This is a genomic window from Sphingomonas melonis (assembly GCF_013409985.1).
Lineage (GTDB): Bacteria > Pseudomonadota > Alphaproteobacteria > Sphingomonadales > Sphingomonadaceae > Sphingomonas > Sphingomonas melonis_A.
On sequence record NZ_JACCBY010000003.1, the window covers coordinates 188,611 to 208,102 of the forward strand.

Sequence of the window (19,492 nt, forward strand, 5' to 3'; positions counted from 1 at the left end):
GAGGCGACCGGTTTGCGGTGATCCCTCCCAATGTCGTCATCCCGGCGAACGCCGGGACCCATGGACACGGTGTCGGTGAGGGTGTGCGCCACGCCGAGCCCTCCGCAACCATGGGTCCCGGCGTTCGCCGGGATGACGACATGATGAACTCCGGCGCACGATCGACAGTGGACTTCGCGACGCATCCCGGCTGAGTGACGGCAATGCTCGTCACGCTGCTTTTCGTTCTGACCATCGGCTACCAGATCGCGCTGTTGCGGCGCGGGCGGATGTTCGCCTGGGTACGGGTCGGCTTCCGGGCACGGCATCTGCGATGGGCGGCGACCTTGTGGATCGGCTATGGCGTCACCGCGCTGATCGGGCTGATCGCGGTGCAGCGCCTGTTCGGCATCTGGTTGCTGCCCGCCGAACTCTGGGCGCTCGCGTTCGGTGCGGGCGTACCGCCCGGCTCGATCGGCGCCGGCACCGTCGCGATCGGACTGGGCACCGGCAGCCTGCTCGGGCTGCTGCTCACCTGGTGGCGGGCGCGGCGCGGGCGGGCACCGTGGGCGGCGGGCAACGTCAGCGCGGTCATGCCGACCAGCGACGCCGACCTCTGGCCCGCGGCGGTGCTCGCACTGTCGGCGGGGACGGCGGAGGAGCTGTTCTACCGCCTCTGGCTGCCGCTGATCGTCGCGATGGCGACCGGATCGGGGCTGGCCGGCACGATCGTCGCCACCACCGCCTTTGCCGCGATGCACCGCTATCAGGGCTGGATCGGCATGGCCGCGACCTTCGTCGGCGGCGGCCTGCTTGCCGCGCTCTACATGGGCACCGGCGCCTTGTGGGTGCCGATGGCGGTACACGTGCTGGTCGACCTCAACGCGCTCGTGCTGCGGCCCGCGCTGTCGGCACGGGTGCGACGGCGGCTCAGCTCTTCAGCCGCCAGCCGCTCTTGAAGATCCATGCGATGATCGCGAGGCAGACGATCAGGAAGCCCAGCGTCACGCCGAGGCTGACCGCGATATCGACGTCGCCCTTGCCGAAGAAGCTCCAGCGGAAGCCGCTGACGAGGTAGACGACCGGGTTGAACAGGCTGACCGTCCGCCACGGCTGCGGCAGCATGTCGATCGAATAGAAACTGCCGCCGAGGAAGGTCAGCGGCGTGATCAGCAGCATCGGCACGAAATTGAGCTGTTCGAAGCTCTTCGCCCAGATGCCGAGGATGAACCCGAACAGGCTGAACGCGATCGCAGTGAGCAGCAGGAAGGCGATCATCGCGCCGGGATGGAGCACGCGGATCGGCACGAAGAAGGCCGAGGTGGCGAGGATGATGACGCCGAGCACCACCGACTTGGTCGCCGCCGCGCCGACATAGCCGAGCACCATCTCCATGGCCGATACCGGCGCGGAGAGCAGTTCGAAGATCGTGCCGGTGAATTTGGGGAAATAGATGCCGATCGAGGCATTGCCGACGCTCTGCGTCAGCAACGACAGCATGATGAGCCCCGGCACGATGAAGCTGCCATAGCCGACGCCGTCGACGCTCTGCATGCGGCTGCCGATCGCGCCGCCGAAGACGATGAAATACAGGCTCGTGGTGAGCACCGGACCGACCAGGCTCTGCCAGAGGGTGCGCAGCGAGCGCGCCATTTCGAAGCGATAGATCGCCCAGACGCCGTGGAGGTTCATGCGCGTTGTCCCACCAGATCGACGAAAATATCCTCGAGGCTCGATTTGGAGGTCTCGAGGTCCTTGAACGCGATGTGCCGTTCGGCCAGTTCGCGCAGCAGCGACGGGATGCCGGTATGTTCTTCGGTCGCGTCGAAGACGTAACGCAGCACCTTGCCGTCGTTCTGCAGGCTGAGCTGCCAGCGTTCGAGGCCGGGCGGAATGGCCTCCAGCGGCTCGACGAGCGTGAGATCCAGTTCGCGCTTGCCGAGCTTGTGCATCAGCGCGGCCTTCTCCTCCACCAGCAACAGCCGGCCCTTGTCGATCACGCCGACGCGATCGGCCATCTCCTCGGCCTCCTCGATATAATGGGTGGTGAGGATGATCGTCGTGCCGCGCTCGCGCAGGCCGTGGACCAGCTTCCACATGTCGCGGCGCAGCGCGACGTCGACGCCGGCGGTGGGTTCGTCGAGGAACAGGATCTCGGGCTCGTGCGCCAGCGCCTTGGCGATCAGGACGCGGCGCTTCATGCCGCCGGACAGCTCCATGATCTTGGAATCGCGCTTGTCCCATAGCGACAGGTCGCGCAGCACCTGTTCGATATAGGCGCTGTGCCCCGAGCGGCCGAACAGCCGGCGCGAGAAGGTGACGGTGGCGAGCACCGTCTCGAACATGTCGACGGACAATTCCTGGGGAACGAGGCCGATGCGGCTGCGGGCCGCCTTATAGTCGCTGATCGCGTCGTGGCCGGCGACCTGGATCGTGCCGGTCGAGGGGGTGACGATCCCGCAGATGATGCTGATCAGCGTCGTCTTGCCGGCGCCGTTGGGGCCGAGCAGCGCGAAGATCTCGCCCTTGTTGATCGTCAGATCGACATGGTGGAGCGCGGTGAAACCACCCTTGTACGTCTTGGAGACGCCGGCGACGGCGAGAATCGGTTCTGGCATGGAGGTCCCCCGGAGTCGGCCGGAGATAGGGCGGGGGGTGCCGGTTGGTAAGGGGGTGATATCCTTCGGAATACGGCTCCCCTGCGTCCTCCCGGCGAAAATGATGACGAAGGGAGGTTATACCCTCCTCTACCATTGTCATTCCCGCGCAGGCGGGAATCCATAGACGCTGACGTTGCGGTTCTACCCGCGGAGGCTCGCGCATCTGGATCCCCGCCTTCGCGGGGATGACAGAGTGCGGGGAGCAGGGGGCTTACTTCCCCCGCGCGGCGGCGATCGCCTTTTCGAGTTCCTCGACCGGCAGCGCGCCGGACAGCACGCGGTTGCCGACCACCCAGCTCGGCGTGCCGTTCATGCCCAGCTTGGCGGCGGTCTGCATGTTCTTGGCGATCTCGGCGTCGATCGTGTTGGTGTCGAGCGCGGCCAGCGTCACGCCGGCCTTGGCCGCGGCGGCCTTGATCGACGCGTCGCTGACCGGTCCGCCCGCATAGAGCGCATCGTGGAAGCCGAGGAACTTGCCCTGCTGCGCCGCCGCCAGGCTGGCGCGCGCGGCGACGCGGCTTTCGTCCGACAGGATGGGCAGGTCGCGATAGACGATCCGCAGATTGGGGTCCCGCTTCAGCAGATCGGCGATCATCGGCAGCGACGCGCGGCAATAGCCGCAATTATAGTCGAAATATTCCACCAGGGTGACGTCGCCCTTCGGATTGCCGGCCCAGGCGCTGCCGAACGGCGTGACGATCGCGTCGCGGTTAGCGGCGACCGTCTCGCCCGACTGGCGCTCCTGCAAGGCCTGCATCGCCTGCGGGATGATCTCGGGATGCGCGAGGACATAGTCGTGGACGACACGCTCGATACGCGCCTGATCGGTGCCGCCGGGCGATACGACGTGCTCGGCACTCCAGACGAGTCCGGCACCAATCAGGCCGCCGAGCAATGCCGTCAGCGGCAGGGTAAAACGGCTCATCGTTTCTTATATTTCTTCGGATTGTCGTCCATGTCGTTCTGCGCGGCCATCGCAATGTCTTGCGCGCGGATCCAATCGGACGTGTTGGCGGGAAGGTTGGCGAGCGCATAGCGCGCGCTCTGCGCGGCGGTGCGGTGGTCGCCCTCCATGCTGGCGCGCTCGGCGGTGGCGAGCGCGGCGCGCGGCGTGTCGCCGGTCAGTTCATAGGCGGTGCCAAGCTGATACCAGGCGAACGGATTCTCGTCGTCGCGGCCGACCGCGACGCGCAGCACCTTGATCGCCTCGGGATAATTGGCCTTGTTCTCGGTCGCGATCAGCGCGTGGCCGAAGGTGGTGGCGATCAGCGGATTGTTGCGCGAGCCTTCGGTCGCGGCGCGCAGCGGCGGGATCGCGTCGTTGGGCCGCCCCGCCTCCAGCAGGATCTGGCCGCGGATCTCCTGGAAATAGGGGTCGTCGGGCTTGGCCTTGATCAGCGCGAGCGATTCGGCATCCGCCTTGTCGGGATAGCCGGCCTTATGCCAGGCATAGGCGCGGGCGTAATGCGCGTAGATGCTGCCGTCGCTCTCCGGGAAATCCTTCAGCGTACGGTCGGGCGTCATCACATAGCCCTCCAGCTTCGCCTTCACGCGACGGAACCGTTCCTCCAGCGCCGGGTCGGACGGCTTGTTCCACGCCGGCGAGCCCTGCAGCACCGCGGTGAGGTTGGCGATGCGCTCGCCCGACAGCGGGTGGGTCTGCATGAACGGGTCGATATTCTCGACGCCGTAGCGATATTCCTGCTGCTGCAACGTCTTGAAGAAGCTGAGCATGCCCTTGCCGGTGATCCCGGCGGTGGTGAGGAAGCGCGCGCCGGCGGCGTCGGCAGCCGATTCCTGCGTGCGGCTGAACGAGAGATATTTCGCCATGCCGGCGGACTGGCCGAGCGCCATGATCCCTGCGCCCGCCTCGCCCGCGCCCGCGGCAACCGCGGCGAGGCCGAGCACCATCGACAGCAGAGTGATGTGCATCGCCGGCTTCATGCCGTTGTCGGCGAGCACGACATGGCCGTCGGCGATATGGCCGAGTTCGTGCGCGATGACGCCCTGCACCTGGTTGGCGTTGACCGCTGCCTGGAGCAGGCCGGAGTGGACGTAGACCGTCTGCCCGCCGGCGACGAAGGCGTTGATCGATTCGTCGTTGATCAGCACGACCTTGACGTCGCGCGGCGACAGGCCGGCCGCCTTCACCAGCGGCACCGCCATGTCGCTGAACATCGCCTCGGTCTCGGCATCGCGCAGGATCGATTGCGCCTGCACGGGGGCGGCGGACAGCAGCGCGGCAGCGGCGGCGAAGAGGGCGAGACGCTTCATGCTCTTGGGGGCGGTAGGGGCGGTCACGGCGCGAGTATAGGCGGGGAGGGTGGGGAGGTCACGGCGAAAGCGGCCATGCCGATGGCCGGGTGAACGGGGGATGAGTGGCGGGGGAGGTAAGGGTGAGAGCTTCATGGCAAAGCTCCCGCTCTTACCTCCCCCTCGGTCAGCGCGTCGCGCTGCCACCTCCCCCTGGCGGGGGAGGAATTGGGAGTGCATTCCCCGTCGTCATCCCGGCGAAGGCCGGGACCCATGGACACGGTGTCGTAAGCGGCATCGCGCCAAGCTGGCGACGCGCAACCATGGGGCCCGGCTTGCGGCGGGATGACGATGGGCTGGGCGGGGGCGATGACGCCGGCGTGGGGGTGAGGGTGGCAACCGGCCGCGAACCTGCTACACGGCCGCTCCTGAACCATGGCGTCCGAAGCTCCCCGCACCTCCCGATTCACGACATTCCGCGCGCAGGGCGGGGTGCGTGGCCTCGTGCGTCGCGCGTGGCGGCGCTGGTGGGTGAAGGGGTTGGCGCTCCTCGCGGTGCTGGCGGCGATCGGCTACGGCGTGCTGTGGGTGACGATCCTGCGCGACCTGCCCTCGGTCGACCAGCTGCGCACCTATGAGCCGCCGTTGCCGACCAACGTGCGCGGGATCGACGGCACACCGATCCAGTCCTACGCGCGCGAGCGCCGCGTCGAACTGAGCTTCGCCGAATATCCGCCGTTGCTGGTCCGCGCCTTCCTCGCGGCGGAGGACAAGACGTTCTTCGAGCATCACGGCGTCGACTATCCGGGCCTGGGCGGCGCGGTGATCGACTATGCCCGCAAGTTCGGCACCGGCCGGCGCGCCAAGGGCGGCTCGACCATCACCCAGCAGGTCGCCAAGAACCTGCTGATCGGCAACGCCTATTCGCCGACGCGCAAGCTCAAGGAAGCGATCCTCGCCTATAAGATCGAGGATACGCTGACCAAGCCGCAGATCCTCGAACTGTATCTCAACCAGATCGCGTTGGGCCGGAACGCCTTCGGCGTCGAGGCGGCGAGCCACGCCTATTTCGACAAGGAGCTCGACGAGCTCGACCTCGCGCAGCTCGCCTATCTGGCAATCCTGCCCAAGGGGCCGTCGAACTACGATCCCGTCCGCCACGCCGATCGCGCGATGACGCGGCGCAACTACGTGCTCGGCGAGATGCTGCGCAACGGCTTCATCACCCAGGCGCAGCACGATGCTGCGGTGGCCGAGCCGCTCGGCACGATCCTGCGCCGCACGCCGAAGTTCGAGCGGGTGGGCGGCTATTTCGTCGAGGAGGTCCGCCGCCAGCTGATCGGCAAGTTCGGCGAGACCGCGCGCGACGGCCCCTATGGCGTCTATCAGGGCGGCCTGTGGGTGCGCACCTCGCTCGATACGCGGTTGCAGGACCTCGCCGCGCAGGCGCTGCGCGACGGCCTGTTGCGCTACGATCGCGGGCGCGGCTGGGCGGGGCCGATCGCCCACAAGAGCATCGACGGCGACACCTGGCTGCAGACGCTGCTCAACACCAATATCGGGCTGGATTACAGCGACTGGCGTGCTGGCATCGTGATCGGGCGGGACGGCGATGCGTGGCAGATCGGGTTCGCCGACGGCCAGACCGGCCGCCTGCCGCGGTCGGGCGCGCAGATCCCGGTGCGCGGCAAGGGGGGCACGAGCTTCGGCGCGATCGAGCCGGGCGACATCATCGCCGTGGCACCGGAGGGTGGCGCCTATGCGCTGCGCTCGGTACCCAAGGTGTCGGGCGGCTTCGTCGTCGAGGAGCCGGCGACCGGCCGCGTGCTGGCGATGCAGGGCGGGTTCGACAGCCGCTTGCAGGCGTTCAACCGCGCCACCCAGGCGCTGCGCCAGCCGGGCTCGACGATCAAGCCGATCGTCTATTCCGCCGCGCTCGAAAACGGCATGACGCCGGCGTCGATCATCGTCGACGGGCCGTTCTGCGTCGACCAGGGCGCGCGGCTGGGGCAGAAATGCTTCCGCAACTTCGGCAATACGCGCGCGGCCGGGCCACGCACGATGCGCTGGGGCATCGAACAGTCGCGCAACCTGATGACGGTGCGGGCCGCCGCGACCACCGGCATGCCCAAGGTCGTCGACGTGATGAAGCGGATGGGGGTGGGCGACTATCAGCCATATCTCGCCAATGCGTTGGGGGCCGGCGTCACCACCGTCACCCGAATGGTCAACGCGTATGCGACGCTCGCCAACAACGGTCGCGCGCATAATCCGACGCTGATCGACTTCGTCCAGGATCGCCACGGCAAGGTGATCCTGCCCGAGAATTGGCGCGCCTGCGACGGCTGCAACGCGCGCGACTGGGACGGCAAGGCGATGCCGCGTCCCGGCGACCGGGCGCGGCAGGTGATCGACGCGATGACCGCCTATCAGATGGTCCATATCACCGAGGGCGTTGTCCAGCGCGGCACCGCCGTGGTGCTGCGCGATCTCGACCGGCCGATGTTCGGCAAGACCGGGACGACCACCGGCCCGACCGACGTCTGGTTCGTCGGCGGCACGCCGCAGTTCATCGGCGGGCTCTACGTCGGCTACGACACGCCGACCAATCTCGGCGGCTTCGCGCAGGGCGGCACCTTCGCCGCGCCGATCTTCAAGGAATTCGCGGTCAAGGCGTATGAGGGGATGGAGAAGCTGCCCTTCCGCGCGCCCGCCGGCATCCGCATGGTCCGCATCGACCGCGCCAGCGGCCGCCCGGTCTACGGCACCTTCCCGGACGACAGCGATCCCAAGGCGGCGGTGATCTGGGAGGCGTTCAAGCCGCAAAGCGAGCCGCGCCGCGCGATCCATCGCGGCCCGACGCCTGCCGCGGCGGCGACCAATGCGCCGCGCCGCGCCGCCAATGCACCGCGCGACGACGATTTCTTGCAAAGACAAGGCGGAATCTACTAGCGCCCGATCCTACATAGGCGCTTCGTTCGCCATCCTTGCTTACCCGGAGAGTTCCCATGCGCGCCGAAGCGCAGTCCCACGTCGACAGCATCAAAGAGGCGCTGGCGCTGCTGCGCCGGTTCCTCGATTGGGACCGTGCGCTCCGCCGTCTCGACGAACTCAACGCCCGGGTCGAGGACCAGGCGCTGTGGAACGATCCCAAGGCCGCGCAGGAGGTGATGCGCGAGCGTCGCCGCCTCGACGAGGCGATCACTGCGACGCGCGCGATCCAGTCCGAGCTCGACGACACCGTCGAGCTGATCGAGATGGCCGAGGCCGAAGGCGACACCGCGATGGAGGCGGAGGGCGTCGAGGCGCTCGCCGCGCTCGCCGAGCGTGCCGATCGCGACAAGATCCAGGCGCTGCTCGCCGGCGAGGCGGACGCCAACGACACCTATATCGAGATCAACTCGGGTGCGGGCGGCACCGAGAGCCAGGATTGGGCGGGCATGCTGCAACGCATGTACACGCGCTGGGCCGAGCGCCGCGGCATGAAGGTCGAGCTGATCGACTATCACGCCGGCGAGCAGGCGGGGATCAAGTCGGCGACGCTGCTGATCAAGGGCGAGAACGCCTATGGCTATGCCAAGACCGAGAGCGGCGTGCACCGGCTCGTCCGCATCAGTCCCTATGACAGCGCGGCGCGGCGCCACACCAGCTTTTCGAGCGTGTGGGTCTATCCGGTCATCGATGACGACATCCAGGTCGAATATAACGAGAGCGACCTGCGCATCGACACCTATCGTGCCTCCGGCGCGGGCGGCCAGCACATCAACACGACCGATTCGGCGGTGCGCATCACGCACATCCCGACCGGCATCGTCGTCCAGTGCCAGAACCAGCGTTCGCAGCACAAGAACAAGGCGGAGGCGTACAACCAGCTACGCGCCCGCCTGTACGAGCGCGAACTCGCGATCCGCGAGCAGGCGGCCAATGCCGAGAACGCCACCAAGACCGATATCGGCTGGGGGCACCAGATCCGCAGTTACGTGCTCCAGCCGTATCAGCTGGTGAAGGACCTGCGCACCGGCACGACCTCGACCGCGCCGGGCGACGTGCTCGATGGCGCGCTCGATCCGTTCATGGCGGCGGCGCTGTCGCAGCGCGTGACCGGCGAAAAGGTCGAGGTGGAGGACGTGGATTGAGCCTGCGCCGGACCCTGAGCGCGGCGACGGTGGGCGTCCTGTGCCTGGCGATGGCCGCGTGCGACGGGTCCAAGCCGCTGATCAAGCGCGACGAACAGCCGATGCTGTTCCCCGTCGCCGATCGGCCGGTGGCGCATATCGTCTCGTCGCGCTGGTCGAACGAAGAGGCGCGCGACCGGCTCAACGAGGCGAGCGAGGTGATGAACAAGGCGGGCATCGCCAAGGGTATGACCGTCGCCGACATCGGCGCGGGCGAGGGCTATTACACGATCCGCTTGGCGCAGCGCGTCGGCAAGTCGGGGCGGGTGCTGGCCGAGGATATCGTCGCCAGCGTCCGCGACACGCTCGCCGAACGGGTGGCGCGCGAGGATCTGGAGAACGTCTCGGTCCGGCTGGGGGCGCCGGCCGACCCCAAGCTGCCCGATGCGAGCTTCGACCGCGTGCTGATGGTCCATATGTATCACGAGATCGCGCAGCCCTATGAGTTCCTGTGGCGGCTGCGGCCGTCGCTGAAGCCGGACGGGCTGGTGGTGGTGGTCGATGCCGATCGCCAGACGCAGAACCACGGCACGCCGCCCGCGCTGCTGCGCTGCGAGTTCGAGGCGGTCGGCTACCGGCAGGTGGCGATGACCGAGATGCCGTCGGCGGGCGGCTATATGGCGACCTTCCGCGCCATCGGCCCGCGTCCGGAGTCCGACGCGATCAAGCCCTGCGTGCTGCGCTAGCGCGAATCGCCATGGCCCGCGCCGAGGCGCAGAGGCCGCGGAGGTGTCGCGCCCGTGGGGGCGTTCGCGATCCTGTCCACCAGCTGCGTGACGGCCGTCCTCCGCGCTGCCGCGCGAACCATCCTGTTCGCCAATCCGCTGGCCGATCGCCCGCGGCGTAGCGGACCGGCGCTCACATCAGTCCCGCCTCGCGCAGGCTTGCCACCCGCGTGCCGGCGACGATCAGATGATCGGCCACCACGATGTCGAGCAGCTCCGCCACCCGGCCCAGCACGCGGGTGTAGGCCAGATCGGCAGCGCTGGGCTGGGTATCGCCGCTGGGGTGGCTGTGCGCCAGCACCAGCGCCGCGGCATCGAGGCGTAGCGATTCGGCGATGATCGTGCGCAGCGGCGGCATCACCCTGTCCGCCCGGCCGACGAAGTCGGAGCGACCGAGAAGCCGCCATTCCGGATCGAGATACAGCACCACCGCGCGTTCGATCGCGCCGTCGGCCAGCCCGGCGACCAGCGCGGCGGCCGCACGGGCATCGCGGATGACGATCGGAGCGGGACTGTCCGGCACGATCGACCTTTGCCACGCACCCGGATTTACGCAGCAAAAAGCTCGCCCAAATCGGCGCCACGCGGTAGGCGGCGCCGATGCGGCAATATCTCGACCTCATGGACCGCGTGCTGACCAGCGGCGCGGCGCAGATGGACCGGACCGGCACCGGCACCCTGTCCGTCTTCGGCGCGCAGATGCGGTTCGATCTGGCGCAGGGCTTCCCGGTGCTCACCACCAAGAAGCTGCACCTGCGATCGATCATCATCGAACTGCTCTGGTTCCTGCGCGGCGACACCAATGTGCGCTGGTTGCAGGAGCAGAAGGTCAGCATCTGGGACGAATGGGCCGACGAGGCCGGCGATCTGGGCCCGGTCTATGGCAAGCAATGGCGGGACTGGGTGGCAGCGGACGGTCGGCACATCGACCAGATCGCGGAACTGATCGCGCAGATCAAGACGCAGCCTGCCTCGCGCCGCCAGATCGTCTCCGCCTGGAACCCCGGCGACCTCCACGCCATGGCGCTGGCGCCGTGCCACTGCCTGTTCCAGACGCATGTCGCCAACGGCCGCCTCTCGCTGCAACTGTATCAACGGTCGGCGGATATCTTCCTCGGCGTGCCCTTCAACATCGCCAGCTATGCGCTGCTGACGCATATCCTCGCGCAGCAATGCGGGCTGGAGGTCGGCGACTTCATCTGGACCGGCGGCGACTGCCATCTCTACGCGAATCACCTCGACCAGGCGCGGTTGCAGCTGACGCGGACGCCGGGGCCGTTGCCGCGACTCGAGATCCTGCGCCGGCCCGAGTCGATCGACGCTTATGCCTATGAGGATTTCGTGCTGCACGATTACACGGCGCAGCCGCATATCAAGGCGCCGGTGTCGGTATGATCAGCTTCCATCTGGCGCGCGCCGACAATGGCGTGATCGGCCGCGACGGGGGGCTGCCCTGGCGTCTGCCGGCCGATCTCAAGCGCTTCAAGGCGATGACGCTCGGGCGGCCGATGGTGATGGGACGCAAGACGTTCGAGAGCTTTCCGTCGCCGCTGCCGGGACGGCGGCATATCGTGCTGACGCGTGACCGCGACTGGTCGGCGCCGGGTGCGGAGGTGGCGCATTCCGTCGCGGCGGCGCTGGCGCTGGCCGGCGACGACGTCGCGGTGATCGGCGGGGCGGAGGTGTTCGCGCTGTTCCTCGACCGCGCCGACCGGATCGAACTGACCGAGGTGCATATCGCCGCCGAGGGCGACGTGGCGATGCCCGGGTTCGACGGCTGGCGCGAGCTGGCGCGCGAGGATGTCGCCGCCGAGGGCGACCGGCCGGCCTACAGCTTCGTGACGCTGGTCCGGCCGTAGGCGGGGTCGAGAGCCAGCCCGATTCGTCCCTATTGGGGGGGCACTCTCTTCGGACGTATGGTTGCGGTGATGAGGTTCGATCGGCGTCCTCCTCCTATCCGTCACCCCGGACTCGTTCCGGGGTCCACTCTGCGGCGAGGAGAAAGGCTTGATGGGACACCGTTCCCTTGCGGCCCGGTGGACCCCGGAACGAGTCCGGGGTGACGGGGTGGATAGGAAGGCGGCGGACCCGAACGAACGACCATAGGCGATAGCCCTCTCTGGCGGGACAGGCGTTTTCTCCGAAGCCCGAATGTCGATCCCGCCCAGGTCCGCACAGCCGCCGGCGCCCGCAGCGCATCATCCGGCGGTGAAAGTCAGTCCCGCCTTGTCCTGCAACCGGTCGCGCAACGTGGTGCCGAGCAAGGCCCCCGGCGTCCAGATGCCGCCGGCGCCCTCGGTTTCCAACAGGCAGCGCGCGGTCTCGGCGATCATCTTGCTGGTCGAGCCGTAGCCGGGGTCGCGATCACCGGTGACGACGGCGTCGAAGCGCGCCCCGTCCGGCATCAGGCCGACGAACAACAGGTCGTAATGGCCGGCGTCGCGCTCTGCCTTGCTCGGGCCTTCGCCGGGCTTGGGGCCCTTGTCGCTGGCGAGCGGGTTGAGCTTGGCGATCGCCTCCGCCGCCGCCTTGCCCATCTCGCCGAGCCCGGCGACCATCATCTCGTCGTAGACGAAGTCGGTGCCGTAGCGGTGGCCGAGCAGGAAGTTGGTGCGGTGGACGTTCTTGGTGTTGATCGCCGCCATGATGAACGGCGCGACCCAGGTGTTGAGCGTCGCGTCGAATTCGGGGAACAGCCCGGCCGGCTGGTGCGGGCCGCTGAACCCCGGCGTCAGTGCGAACGGGTTGGCGAGCAGGCCGAGGATCGACGGATCGCGCGCCGCGGCGGCCAATGTCGCCTTGAGGCTCGCCGCGGTGCCGCCGGAGAAGCCGCCCTGCATCGCACGGACGCGCCCCTTCACGCGCGGCGCGGGGTGGCCGTATTTGGCGCGAGCGCATTCCTGCAGCGTCAGCACGCCGAGGTCGAAGGGGATCGAATCGAAGCCGCAGGAGAAGACGATGCGCGCGCCGCTCGCCTGCGCGGCGGCATGGTGCGCGTCGATCATCTGCCGCATCCACGCCGGCTCGCCGCACAGATCGACATAAGCGGTGCCTGCCGCGACGCAGGCGGCGACCAGCGGCGCGCCATAGAGCTGATAGGGGCCGACGGTGGTGACGACGACCTGCGTCGATCCGGCCATCGTCTGGAGCGAGGCGGGGTCGGCGGCGTCGGCGACGATCAGCGGCGTATCCGCGGGCGCGCCGATGAGGTCGCGCACCTCTTCGAGCTTCGCGCGGCTGCGACCGGCCATCGCCCAGCGCGTCACGCCCTGCTGGACGAGATATTCGGCGACGAGGCGGCCGGTGAACCCGGTCGCGCCATAGACGACGATGTCATGGTCGCGCATTGCTCTCTCCTGATCTGCTGTCCGTACAGGTGATGGGCGTGGACGGGCGCGGGATCAAGATACCGCTGTCCTCGCTCATCCCCCCTTTCGTCATCCCGGCGTTCGCCGGGATGACGAGGGGGAGCGTGACGCCGCCCCATCACATCGTCATCCCCGCGGAGGCGGGGATCCATAGCCGCTGACGTCAGCGATAGAGTCGCACGGTTCACGCGTATGGATCCCCGCCTGCGCGGGGATGACGGTCGAGAGGAGGGACTAGGCCCGATCGACATTCAGCCCAATCCTTTCCCTCTGGGAGAGAGGACTATCGCTTATGGCTCCGGTGATGAGGTTCGTGTCGGCGTCCTCCTCCATCCGTCACCCCGGACTCGTTCCGGGGTCCACCGGGCGACAAGAGAACGGCGTCCCATCAAGCCTTTCTCCTCGCCGCAGAGTGGACCCCGGACCACGTCCGGGGTGACGGGGTGGGATGACAAGGCGGCGGACCCAAGCGAACGTCGACACGAAAGCCTTGCCCTGCCGGAGCCGGCGCTATCGCCCGAGCTTGACTGTCGATCCCGCCTAGCCCTCTTACGCCGCCTCGTTGAACTGCAGGCTCGCCAGCCGGGCGTACAGGCCGCCGCGGCCGATCAGCGAGGCGTGATTGCCCTCCTCGACGATGCGGCCCTGATCCATCACCACGATGCGCTGCGCGGCGCGAACGGTCGCGAGCCGGTGGGCGATGACCAGAGTCGTACGGTGCTCCATCAGCCGTTCGAGCGCCTGTTGCACCAGCCGCTCGCTCTCCGCATCGAGTGCGCTGGTGGCTTCGTCGAGCAGCAGGATCGGCGCGTCGCGCAGCAGCGCGCGGGCGATGGTCACCCGCTGGCGCTGGCCGCCGGACAGGCGCGCGCCACCCTCGCCGAGGTTGGTGTCGAGACCCTGCGGCAGCGCGCGCAGGAAGTCGGCGGCGTTGGCCGCCTCCGCCGCCGCCCAGAGTTCGTCGTCGGTCGCCTCCCAATGGCCATAGCGGAGATTGTCGCGCGCGCTGGCGCCGAAGATCACCGTGTCCTGCGGCACCATCGCGACCTGCGCGCGGATCGCGGCGGGGTCCGCTTCGCGCAGGTCGACGCCGTCGAGCAGGATGCGGCCCTCGGCGGGATCGTAGAAGCGCTCGGCGAGCTGGAACAGCGTCGATTTGCCGGCGCCCGATGGGCCGACGACGGCGACCGTCTCGCCGGCGCGGATGGCGAGCGTGAAGTCGTCGAGCGCGGCGACGTCGGGCCGCGTCGGATAATGGAAGCGGACATGTTCGAAGGTGAGCGCGCCGCTGACCGGGACGGGGAGCGGGATCGGTGCGGCGGGGCGGGTGATCTCGGGCTGTTCGCGCAGCAGCTCGGCGAGGCGGCCCGCCGCACCGGCGCCGCGCAGCAGATCGCCATAGACTTCGGTGAGCGCACCGAACGCGCCGGCGACGATGCCGCCGGTCAGCACGAAGGCGGCGATCGCGCCGCCGGTGATGCGGCCGGCGGCGACGTCGGTCGCGCCTTCCCAGAGCACGAGCGTGATCGACCCGAAGATCAGGAAGATCATGATCGCGGTCATCACCGCGCGCAGCCCGATCCGGCGCTTCGCCGCCGCGAAGGTGGCGTCGACCGCGGCGGTGAAGCGCTGCGCCTCACGCGGTTCCTGGCCGAACGCCTGGACGATCTTCATCGCGCCCAGCGTCTCGGTGGCGAGCGAGCCGACGTCGGCGACGCGATCCTGCGACGCGCGCGACAGGTTGCGGATGCGGCGGCCGAGCACCGTGACCGGCAGGATGATCAGCGGGATGCCGAGCAGCAGCATGCCGGCAAGCTTGGGCGAGAGCGCGAAGAGGTAGATCATGCCGCCGACGCCGGTGAAGGTGTTGCGCAGCGCGATCGACACGGTGCTGCCGACGACGCCCTCGATCAGCGCGGTGTCGGAGGTGAGCCGCGAGGCGATCTCCGACGGGCGGTTCTCCTCGAAGAAGCGCGGGGTGAGGCCGAGCAGATGCGCCTGCACCTGCGTGCGGATATCGGCGACGACCCGCTCGCCGAGCCACGAGACGAAATAGAAGCGGATCGCGGTGGCGACGGCGAGCACCGCGACGATCATCAGCAGATAATGGAACGACGCGGCAACCGAACCTTCCCCGCCGGGCGCAAAGCCGCGGTCGATCACGCGCTTGAAGCCATAGGGGATGCCGATCGTCGCCGCCGAGGTGGTGGTGAGCGCCGCCAGCGCGATGGCGAGCTGGCGCGGATAGGCGAGGACGCGATCCCAGACGAGGCGCAGGTCGCCGAGGCGGCGGGTGGTCGGTACGGGGAATTTGGCCATCTTTACCGCGCCTAGCAGGCGGGGCGGGGCGGCTCAACGGCACCGGCGCCCGCGACGCCGGCCCTCGTCCGGTGTCTCGGGCGTTCAGACTGATCGGACCGGCGCATTGGTCCGATTGCGTCGGACGTGTTATACGTTACGTATACGGAAACCTTTGCGGGCGAAGATACAGCATGCTCTACGATGCCTATGAAATGCAGCGCTCGATGCTCGCCGGGGCCAGCGCCATGGCGAGCTTCGGTGCGGACTGGATGCGCAATCCGGCGAACCCGTGGTCGTATATGGATGGCGGCGCGGTGGTCAGCTCGGCGCTGGAGGTGTTCGCCCATGCCTCCGCCACCCGCGGCAAGCCGGCCTTCGGCCTGACCCGTACGACCGTCGACGGCCGCGAGGTCGCGGTGCACGAGGAGATCGTGCTGCAGAAGCCGTTCGGGCAGCTCAAGCGCTTCCGCCGCGAGGGTGTCGACGGTGGGCCGAAGCTGCTGATCGTCGCGCCGATGTCGGGCCATTTCGCGACGCTGCTGCGCGGCACGGTCGAGCGGATGCTGCCGAGTGCCGACGTCTACATCACCGACTGGCGCGACGCGAAGCTGGTGCCGCTCAGCGACGGGCGCTTCGATCTCGACGATTATATCGATTATCTCATCGCCTTCCTGGAGGCGATCGGCCCGAACACGGGCGAGGGGGGCACGCACATGCTGGCGGTCTGCCAGCCGTCGGTGCCCTGCTATGCCGCGGTCGCGCTGATGAGCGCCGACCAGAACCCGTGCCGTCCGCGCTCGCTGACGATGATGGGCGGCCCGGTGGACACGCGCGAGGCGCCGACCGCGGTCAACACGCTCGCCACCGAGCGGCCGCACGCCTGGTTCGAGCAGAATGCGGTCGTGACCGTACCGATGATGTATCCGGGCGGCGGGCGGAAGGTCTATCCGGGCTTCCTCCAGCTCGCCGGCTTCATGTCGATGAACCTCGGCAACCACATGATGTCGCATTGGGAGATGTTCAAACATCTGATCCAGGGCGATGAGGAAAGCGCCGATGCGACCAAGAGCTTCTACGAGGAATATCGCTCGGTCTGCGACATGACCGCCGAATTCTACCTGCAGACGGTCGAGCTGGTGTTCCAGAAGCACGCGCTGCCCAGGGGCGAGATGCTGCATCGCGGGCGTCGGGTCGATCCCGGCGCGATCACCGATGTCGCGATCCTGGCGATCGAGGGCGAGCGGGACGACATTTCGGGGCTGGGCCAGACCAAGGCGGCGCTGACGCTCGCGACCAACCTGCCCGACGCGAAGAAGCGATATTACATGGCGGAAGGCGCCGGCCACTACGGCATTTTCAACGGGTCCAAGTGGCGCAACCGCGTCGCGCCGGTGGTGGAGGAATGGATCGCCGCCAACGCGTGACGGCTGAGGGGGCGGCACTGGCCGCCCCCTCGCGTCGGATCAGGCGACCGAGTCGACCACGGCGTGGCTGCTCGATTCGTCGCCGCGGATGGTCCCGCCGAACAGCATCTTGACGCGCCCGGAGAGCGATACGTCTGTCTCCCACAATTCGGCGCTGTCGATGTCGAAGCGCAGCAGCGTGAGATTGGGGTCCTGCTTGCCGCCCGGGAACCATGCCTCGACCTGATTGTCCCAGAGCTTGTCGATCAGCGCCGGATCATTGTCGGTCGTGACCGTGCCGGCGAGGCAGGCGAAGAAGTCATGGCCCTTGCCGACGAACTGCGCCATCGCGTCGCCGCCCTTGGCGATGCGATTGTCGCGGCCGGCGAAGAAGAAGAGCGTATTGGGCTGATCGTCGTCGATCTGCGCCGTCATCGGCTCGGAATGCTCGCCGTCGATGAGCCCGATCATCACGTAAGGGCTGCTGCGCAGCTTCTCGAGGAACTTGGCGGCGATTTCCTGTGGGCTGTGCTGATCGGCCATGCGTCGTCTCCTATGGGGTTGCCGGGAGAACGAGCGCAACGGGGGTTGGTTGCGCGGTGAGACCGCTTCGGTCACGATCCCGGACGGCGGCAACCCTGCCGTCGAACAAGGAGGTGCCACCAATGACGGTGACCGACTTGTGTCAAATCCTGGGCGTCATCATCGCCTTTGCGGCCTTGGCCGTGGAGATCGTTGATAAGCGCAGGTAACGGCACACGGGCGGGGTTCGGGCTGCAACCCGGGCCCCAAACGTTCTGGGCCTCGACCGCTGCAACGATCGAGGCCCATACAAGGAGGGCACCAATGACAATGCCCGATCCGGATATACGCCGGGCAGCCCGGCGTTTCAACTCACAGCACTTCGAACAGGCCCGCCGCGCCCATGCCGCCGCCCACGCACATCGTCACGACGACGTATTTGGCGCCGCGGCGCTTGCCTTCGATCAGCGCATGGCCGGTCATCCGCGCGCCGGACATGCCGTAGGGGTGGCCGATCGAGATCGCGCCACCGTTCACGTTGAGCAATTCGTCCGGGATGCCGAGCGTGTCGCGGCAGTAGAGGACCTGCACCGCGAATGCCTCGTTGAGCTCCCACAGGCCGATGTCGGCCATCGTCAGGCCGTTCTTCTCGAGCAACTTGGGCACCGCATAGACCGGGCCGATACCCATCTCGTCGGGCTTGGTGCCGGCGACTGCGATCCCGACGTAGCGGCCGAGCGGGGTAAGGCCACGCGCGGCGGCGACGCTTTCCTCCATCAGCACCGCTGCCGAGGCGCCGTCGGACAGCTGGCTCGCATTGCCCGCGGTGATGACGCCGTCGGGGCCGACGACGGGTTGCAGCGCCTGCAGCCCGGTCAGCGTAGTGTCGGCGCGATTGCCCTCGTCCTTTGCCAGGGTGACGTCCTGCGTGCTGACCGCCTTGGTCGCCTTGTCGACCACGTTCATCGTCGTCGACAGCGGCACGATCTCGTCGTCGAACTTGCCGGCGGCCTGCGCGGCGGCGGTCCGCTGCTGCGACTGGAGGCCGTAGGCGTCCTGTGCCTCGCGGCTGATGCCGTAGCGCTTGGCGACGATCTCGGCGGTCTGGAGCATCGGCATATAGATGTCGCCGTGCATCGCGATGAGCTGCTTGTCGGGGGCGACGCGCATCTGCGGGGTCTGGACGAGGCTGATGCTCTCGACGCCGCCGCCGACCGCAATGTCCATGCCGTCGAGCACGATCTGCTTGGCTGCGGTGGCAATCGCCATCAGGCCGCTGGCGCATTGGCGGTCGAGCGACATGCCCGGCACCGCGGTCGGCAGGCCGGCGCGCAGCGCAGCCTGGCGGGCGATGTTGCCCGCCTGATGGCCTTGCTGGAGCGCGGCGCCGAGGACCACGTCCTCGACCTCGCCGCCGTCGAGGCCGGCGCGCTGTACCGCGTGGCTGATCGCATGGGCGGCGAGCGCCTGCGGCGTGGTGTCGTTGAAGGCGCCGCGATAGGCGCGGCCGATCGGGGTGCGGGCGGTGGAGACGATGACGGCAGAGCGCATGGGCAAACTTCCCTAACTTCACGCACAGGGCGTGGCGGTGGATGTCAAAAACGTAATTTAAACAAAGACTTGGCTGATCCATTCGGCGATCAGCGCGGGCTTGTCCGCGCCCTCGATCTCGACCGTGAACGCCGTCGTCTGCTGATATTGACCGGGCCGCTTCTCGTCGAAGGCGAGCAGGCGGAAGCGACCGCGCACCCGGCTGCCCGAGCGGACGGGGGTGAGGAAGCGGACCTTGTTGCCCCCGTAGTTGACGCCCATCGTCGCGCCGGCGAGCTGCGGCGCATCGGGCACCTTCGACGCGAGCAGCGGCATCAGCGACAGCGTCAGGAAGCCGTGGGCGATCGTGCCGCCGAACGGCGTCGCGGCGGCGGCGACGGGGTCGACGTGGATGAACTGGTGGTCGCCCGTCGCCTCGGCGAAACGGTCGATCATCGCCTGGCTGACCTCGACCCAATCGGAGACGGTTTCGGAGCCGATCCGGCCCTGCATCTCCTGCACGCTGATCGTCGTCACCGGATTTCCTTCGCTGCGTTCGGGCGCCGGCTTTTGGCG

At 68.1% G+C, this 19,492-nt stretch carries 17 protein-coding genes; 7 read left to right on the top strand and 10 right to left on the bottom strand.

The features are described 5' to 3' along the window. Nucleotides 1-203: 203 nt before the first annotated feature. Nucleotides 204-938, top strand: coding sequence for a CPBP family intramembrane glutamic endopeptidase (locus tag HD841_RS11635; protein WP_179509056.1), 735 nt, complete (start codon nucleotides 204-206; stop codon nucleotides 936-938). Here the strand turns inward: HD841_RS11635 and HD841_RS11640 are convergent. The 4 genes from HD841_RS11640 to HD841_RS11655 form a co-directional block, all read right to left on the bottom strand. Beyond that, nucleotides 910-1,671 carry an ABC transporter permease gene (locus tag HD841_RS11640; RefSeq protein WP_179509057.1) on the bottom strand — a complete coding sequence of 254 codons (762 nt, stop codon included), beginning with the start codon at nucleotides 1,669-1,671 and terminating at the stop codon, nucleotides 910-912. The genes HD841_RS11635 and HD841_RS11640 overlap by 29 nt on opposite strands. Continuing rightward, nucleotides 1,668-2,597: an ABC transporter ATP-binding protein gene (locus HD841_RS11645; protein WP_179509058.1), complete on the bottom strand. Its 930-nt coding sequence runs from the start codon at nucleotides 2,595-2,597 to the stop codon at nucleotides 1,668-1,670. Before HD841_RS11645 ends, HD841_RS11640 begins: the two co-directional genes overlap by 4 nt. Nucleotides 2,598-2,850: 253 nt before the next feature. Next, a complete protein-coding gene (locus tag HD841_RS11650) occupies nucleotides 2,851-3,564 on the bottom strand; it encodes a DsbA family protein (protein WP_179509059.1) in 714 nt (237 codons plus the stop codon). Further along, entirely contained in the window at nucleotides 3,561-4,913 is a 1,353-nt protein-coding gene (locus tag HD841_RS11655; RefSeq protein ID WP_179509060.1) for a M48 family metalloprotease, read from the bottom strand. The genes HD841_RS11650 and HD841_RS11655 overlap by 4 nt, the downstream gene beginning before the upstream one ends. 414 nt (nucleotides 4,914-5,327) lie before the next feature. Here HD841_RS11655 and HD841_RS11660 point away from each other — a divergent pair, with 414 nt between their 5' ends. The 3 genes from HD841_RS11660 to HD841_RS11670 are packed head-to-tail and all read left to right on the top strand — an operon-like array spanning nucleotide 5,328 to nucleotide 9,753. Continuing rightward, on the top strand, nucleotides 5,328-7,844 hold the full coding sequence (locus HD841_RS11660) for a penicillin-binding protein 1A (RefSeq protein WP_179509061.1): 2,517 nt from the start codon (nucleotides 5,328-5,330) through the stop codon (nucleotides 7,842-7,844). A gap of 56 nt (nucleotides 7,845-7,900) precedes the next feature. Beyond that, nucleotides 7,901-9,028, top strand: a complete 1,128-nt coding sequence (gene prfB / locus HD841_RS11665) for a peptide chain release factor 2 (RefSeq protein WP_179509062.1) — start codon at nucleotides 7,901-7,903, stop codon at nucleotides 9,026-9,028. A 50-nt stretch (nucleotides 9,029-9,078) separates the two neighbouring features. Continuing rightward, nucleotides 9,079-9,753 (top strand): class I SAM-dependent methyltransferase, encoded by a 675-nt coding sequence (locus tag HD841_RS11670; protein ID WP_179509389.1) that lies wholly within the window; start codon nucleotides 9,079-9,081, stop codon nucleotides 9,751-9,753. Nucleotides 9,754-9,925: 172 nt separating this feature from the next. On the opposite strand, the gene HD841_RS11675 is transcribed toward HD841_RS11670, so the two are convergent. Beyond that, nucleotides 9,926-10,315: a JAB domain-containing protein gene (locus HD841_RS11675; RefSeq protein WP_373563003.1), complete on the bottom strand. Its 390-nt coding sequence runs from the start codon at nucleotides 10,313-10,315 to the stop codon at nucleotides 9,926-9,928. 77 nt (nucleotides 10,316-10,392) lie between these two features. Between HD841_RS11675 and HD841_RS11680 the strand changes: the two genes are divergently transcribed. Beyond that, the gene (locus HD841_RS11680; RefSeq protein WP_179509063.1) at nucleotides 10,393-11,187 is read left to right on the top strand and encodes a thymidylate synthase; all 795 of its coding nucleotides are present in this window, start codon (nucleotides 10,393-10,395) and stop codon (nucleotides 11,185-11,187) included. Further along, nucleotides 11,184-11,651 carry a dihydrofolate reductase gene (locus HD841_RS11685; RefSeq protein WP_179509064.1) on the top strand — a complete coding sequence of 156 codons (468 nt, stop codon included), beginning with the start codon at nucleotides 11,184-11,186 and terminating at the stop codon, nucleotides 11,649-11,651. Before HD841_RS11680 ends, HD841_RS11685 begins: the two co-directional genes overlap by 4 nt. A gap of 339 nt (nucleotides 11,652-11,990) precedes the next feature. On the opposite strand, the gene HD841_RS11690 is transcribed toward HD841_RS11685, so the two are convergent. Next, a complete protein-coding gene (locus HD841_RS11690; RefSeq protein WP_179509065.1) occupies nucleotides 11,991-13,139 on the bottom strand; it encodes a saccharopine dehydrogenase family protein in 1,149 nt (382 codons plus the stop codon). Between the two features lie 570 nt (nucleotides 13,140-13,709). Continuing rightward, nucleotides 13,710-15,479: an ABC transporter transmembrane domain-containing protein gene (locus tag HD841_RS11695; protein WP_179509066.1), complete on the bottom strand. Its 1,770-nt coding sequence runs from the start codon at nucleotides 15,477-15,479 to the stop codon at nucleotides 13,710-13,712. A 173-nt stretch (nucleotides 15,480-15,652) separates the two neighbouring features. On the opposite strand from HD841_RS11695, the gene HD841_RS11700 reads away from it, so the two are divergent. Continuing rightward, nucleotides 15,653-16,885, top strand: coding sequence for a polyhydroxyalkanoate depolymerase (locus HD841_RS11700; RefSeq protein WP_179509067.1), 1,233 nt, complete (start codon nucleotides 15,653-15,655; stop codon nucleotides 16,883-16,885). Nucleotides 16,886-16,924: 39 nt separating this feature from the next. On the opposite strand, the gene HD841_RS11705 is transcribed toward HD841_RS11700, so the two are convergent. From HD841_RS11705 to HD841_RS11715, 3 genes are all read right to left on the bottom strand, one after another. Beyond that, nucleotides 16,925-17,407, bottom strand: coding sequence for a pyridoxamine 5'-phosphate oxidase family protein (locus tag HD841_RS11705; protein ID WP_179509068.1), 483 nt, complete (start codon nucleotides 17,405-17,407; stop codon nucleotides 16,925-16,927). Between the two features lie 351 nt (nucleotides 17,408-17,758). After that, complete coding sequence (locus HD841_RS11710) at nucleotides 17,759-18,937, bottom strand: acetyl-CoA C-acyltransferase (protein WP_179509069.1); 1,179 nt, start codon at nucleotides 18,935-18,937, stop codon at nucleotides 17,759-17,761. Nucleotides 18,938-18,994: 57 nt separating this feature from the next. Next, nucleotides 18,995-19,453 carry a MaoC family dehydratase gene (locus HD841_RS11715; RefSeq protein ID WP_373563004.1) on the bottom strand — a complete coding sequence of 153 codons (459 nt, stop codon included), beginning with the start codon at nucleotides 19,451-19,453 and terminating at the stop codon, nucleotides 18,995-18,997. Between the last annotated feature and the right edge of the window lie 39 nt (nucleotides 19,454-19,492).

Excerpts from the sequence above, each read along its gene's own strand:
- HD841_RS11635 (WP_179509056.1), top strand. The coding sequence starts at position 204 with ATGCTCGTCACGCTGCTTTTCGTTCTGACCATCGGCTACCAGATCGCG.
- HD841_RS11640 (WP_179509057.1), bottom strand. The coding sequence starts at position 1,671 with ATGAACCTCCACGGCGTCTGGGCGATCTATCGCTTCGAAATGGCGCGC.
- HD841_RS11645 (WP_179509058.1), bottom strand. The coding sequence starts at position 2,597 with ATGCCAGAACCGATTCTCGCCGTCGCCGGCGTCTCCAAGACGTACAAG.
- HD841_RS11650 (WP_179509059.1), bottom strand. The coding sequence starts at position 3,564 with ATGAGCCGTTTTACCCTGCCGCTGACGGCATTGCTCGGCGGCCTGATT.
- HD841_RS11655 (WP_179509060.1), bottom strand. The coding sequence starts at position 4,913 with ATGAAGCGTCTCGCCCTCTTCGCCGCCGCTGCCGCGCTGCTGTCCGCC.
- HD841_RS11660 (WP_179509061.1), top strand. The coding sequence starts at position 5,328 with ATGGCGTCCGAAGCTCCCCGCACCTCCCGATTCACGACATTCCGCGCG.
- prfB (WP_179509062.1), top strand. The coding sequence starts at position 7,901 with ATGCGCGCCGAAGCGCAGTCCCACGTCGACAGCATCAAAGAGGCGCTG.
- HD841_RS11670 (WP_179509389.1), top strand. The coding sequence starts at position 9,079 with ATGGCCGCGTGCGACGGGTCCAAGCCGCTGATCAAGCGCGACGAACAG.
- HD841_RS11680 (WP_179509063.1), top strand. The coding sequence starts at position 10,393 with ATGCGGCAATATCTCGACCTCATGGACCGCGTGCTGACCAGCGGCGCG.
- HD841_RS11685 (WP_179509064.1), top strand. The coding sequence starts at position 11,184 with ATGATCAGCTTCCATCTGGCGCGCGCCGACAATGGCGTGATCGGCCGC.
- HD841_RS11690 (WP_179509065.1), bottom strand. The coding sequence starts at position 13,139 with ATGCGCGACCATGACATCGTCGTCTATGGCGCGACCGGGTTCACCGGC.
- HD841_RS11695 (WP_179509066.1), bottom strand. The coding sequence starts at position 15,479 with ATGGCCAAATTCCCCGTACCGACCACCCGCCGCCTCGGCGACCTGCGC.
- HD841_RS11700 (WP_179509067.1), top strand. The coding sequence starts at position 15,653 with ATGCTCTACGATGCCTATGAAATGCAGCGCTCGATGCTCGCCGGGGCC.
- HD841_RS11705 (WP_179509068.1), bottom strand. The coding sequence starts at position 17,407 with ATGGCCGATCAGCACAGCCCACAGGAAATCGCCGCCAAGTTCCTCGAG.
- HD841_RS11710 (WP_179509069.1), bottom strand. The coding sequence starts at position 18,937 with ATGCGCTCTGCCGTCATCGTCTCCACCGCCCGCACCCCGATCGGCCGC.